Annotated in this window: 4 protein-coding genes; 2 read left to right on the forward strand and 2 right to left on the reverse strand. The window is 56.6% G+C overall.

The genetic code is table 11. The annotated features are described in order from the left end of the window. Positions 1–114: 114 nt before the first annotated feature. Positions 115–414, forward strand: a complete 300-nt coding sequence (locus KBZ33_RS21340) for a hypothetical protein (RefSeq protein WP_255012023.1) — start codon at positions 115–117, stop codon at positions 412–414. After that, a complete protein-coding gene (locus KBZ33_RS21345; RefSeq protein WP_255012025.1) occupies positions 411–941 on the forward strand; it encodes an ISAs1 family transposase in 531 nt (176 codons plus the stop codon). The genes KBZ33_RS21340 and KBZ33_RS21345 overlap by 4 nt, the downstream gene beginning before the upstream one ends. Positions 942–1225: 284 nt before the next feature. Here KBZ33_RS21345 and KBZ33_RS21350 read toward each other — a convergent pair whose 3' ends face one another. Then, the gene (locus KBZ33_RS21350) at positions 1226–1420 is read right to left on the reverse strand and encodes a hypothetical protein (RefSeq protein ID WP_255012024.1); all 195 of its coding nucleotides are present in this window, start codon (positions 1418–1420) and stop codon (positions 1226–1228) included. 442 nt (positions 1421–1862) lie between these two features. Continuing rightward, the gene (locus tag KBZ33_RS21970) at positions 1863–2165 is read right to left on the reverse strand and encodes a hypothetical protein (RefSeq protein WP_396108973.1); all 303 of its coding nucleotides are present in this window, start codon (positions 2163–2165) and stop codon (positions 1863–1865) included. Positions 2166–2299: the final 134 nt, after the last annotated feature.

Raw genomic sequence — 2299 nt, forward strand, 5'->3', positions numbered from 1 at the left:
GGGCTTCTGGTAGCGGAGTGGCTCACTTTTCGTGTCGCCGCCCCCAGGTTGTCGCCGGCGACAACCTGGGGGCCCTCACCGGCCAACTTGGTTGTCGCGAATCGGCCAAGGGGGTTGACGCGGGACAATGACCAGCTGATCTGTGACGGCAAAACCCTGAGGGGCTCTGCCGCGCAGCCCGATGGCGCCGATGGCGCAACGCGGTTTGTCACCCAGGTCACGCTCTATGCGAGGGAGCTGGGTGTGGCGATCGCGCAGACCTCCTTTGACACCGGCGAATCCCACGAGCGCGCGGCCCTGAAAGCTTTGCTGAGCACGCTGGAGCTCGAGGGCGTGCTGATCCAAGCGGATGCGCTGCATACCTCGCCAGCGTTTTTCAGCTCGCCGCCGAGCAGGGCGCCGACCTGCTCCTGACGGTCAAAAACAACCAGCGCCGGCTGTATCAGCAGATCGTTTCCCAGTTCCGCGGCCATCGGCACTTCCCTGTGGTGATCAGCGATGTCGACGACAGCCATGGCCGCCAAGTCCGCTGGACGCTGCGTGCCCGCAATGCCACTGACGCCATTCGTGAGCGCTGGGCTGGAGCCAGCTGGATTATCGAGCTGGTGAGCACTGGCCGGCGTGACGGCAAGCCGTTTCACCACGTGCACTTGTTCATCACCACCCTGCGCACCAGCCCAAAAGCATTGCTCCGTCTGGTGCGGCAGCGCTGGGCGATCGAAAACCAGTGGCACTGGCCTCGCGACACCCAGCTTGGTGAGGATGCTCACCGCTACACCCATCGCAATGGTGTCCAGGTCCTGGCTCTCTTGCGGACCATGGCTCTCAATCTATTGCGCTGGAACGGTTTCCGATCGATCCGCGCAGGCCTGATGGCGGTGGCACACGACATCAGCCGAATGCTGAGCTGGGTTGGCATCAGCCCAGCAGAGACGGGATAAAATAACTTTCAGTCAGCCCTGGGCGTGCGATGCCGCCGATGGTTTCAGCAACGACGAGGTTCATCCGCTCCAGGCTCTCGCCAGCTCCCGTTCACTGCCTCACTCCATCGTTAAGCGAGGCCAGATTGTGTTGGCCTGCGGCGCGGCTTAAACCAAACACAGGGACAGGACACTAGGCGTAGAGCTTCTCAAGCTCCCTCTGACTTTCAGCGTCAGCACCGGCTTCTCGTTGGCATCCTACGAGGCCTGCCGCCAGCGGTCCATCTGCTCCAGGAAAATCTCCGCTACAGGCAGTAGGCGCTGAATTCGGTGGCGTTCAGCCCGGCAGTCTCCAGAACTACCGAGAACTTGTTGGCAGCACTCCAGTCCTCGTGATCCTTCTGCGATGTCGGCACCACCTCCTCTTCCAAGCGCCAGCTCTTGCGCCAAGCGAAGAGAGAGCAGATGAGAATGCCGCTCTCCCCGGAAATCATCGCCACGCACTAACGAGCGGGCGGGCTCATCCAGTTCATGAGTGAGCTTTGACAGCCTCGCTGTAACGCCGCACTGGGCACCTCCTTGAGTCCCCAAGTGGTCAAACGCACAGGTGAAAACTTTGCTGACGGCGGGGGGTGAAACGCCCATAGCTCGGGCGATCTCGTCAATGGTCAAGATGAAGTTCTAATGCTCAGCCGCCTCTTAAGCGGCATTTTCATGTCGCCGAAACCCTGTAAATTGCTGATAATTCGATGTGCCCTTCATACATGGATCAATCCATAGGTCGCCACTAGGATTTTGATGCTGCCTCACTGTCTGGATAGCAATTTGATCCATATCACCATAATCAAGACGAGTCATTCTGTGAAGACCAAGTCGAGACTAAGACCTTTCAGCAACAAATGGAGTCCGTGCTAGCAAAAGCACTTGAGCCTGTGGCCTTATTTAACAATTGCTCTTTACGTGAAATTCATCTACAGCCAAAGCGATACGCTTCTGAACCGTTGATGGGTCACGAACATTCACGAGATAATCGTTCAAGAAGAAGTAGAGGAACTTCCGAACATCGCATTCAGACAGAAAAGGATTATTCCAGTTTTTAATCTCAATCATCTCGTCTATAGATGAGAGCCTATGTGTTGCCCAGTGATAGTCTGAATGACCAGCAGAAAAGACTGGCTTGTTATGAATCAATGCTTCAAAGCCAACTCCACTGTTTATACAGAAAACTGCATCACATAGTGGCAAAATGTAACTTGATTACCCATAAGCCTCCGCGAGCCTCAGTGCCCACTCCGGGCAGGGCTTACAGCAGCAGACCGCATTCGCAATCCGCTCAGTCATCCTCGCCAACACAAAGCGTCTGTTGAAGCGGAAGCAGA

It is taken from the genome of Cyanobium sp. Cruz-8D1, from assembly GCF_024345975.1.
Lineage (GTDB): Bacteria > Cyanobacteriota > Cyanobacteriia > PCC-6307 > Cyanobiaceae > Cyanobium.